Genomic DNA, 282 nt, shown 5'->3' with positions numbered 1-282 from the left:
TGCGGAAGCCACGCTCTACCAGCAGATGCTGCAATCGGTGCAGAAGGATTATGCCGACCTGACCTTAAGGCAGATGACCGGCGACACCGAAGCGGCACGGCTGTTTACCACTCCGCGCGTGGTGCCGGGGATGTTTACCCGTCAGGCGTGGGAAGGGCAGATACAGAAAGAGATGGATAACGCGGTGGCTTCACGTAAGGAAGCGATTGACTGGGTGCTGAGTGATAACCGTCAGGCCGTCCCGGCAGCGGTGTCGCCGGCGGAGCTGAAAGCCCGCCTGAC

1 protein-coding gene is annotated in these 282 nt (G+C 61.0%); it reads left to right on the top strand.

The genetic code is table 11. The features are described 5' to 3' along the window. Window positions 1-282, top strand: a 282-nt coding sequence (locus ABR397_RS23800; protein WP_350307847.1) for an ImcF-related family protein, incomplete at both ends; no start/stop codon positions are given.

Source organism: Photorhabdus viridis, from assembly GCF_040256935.1.
Taxonomy (GTDB): Bacteria; Pseudomonadota; Gammaproteobacteria; order Enterobacterales; family Enterobacteriaceae; genus Photorhabdus; species Photorhabdus viridis.
Note: the sequence above shows the minus strand (reverse complement) of the source record. Positions and strands in the feature narration are given on the sequence as shown.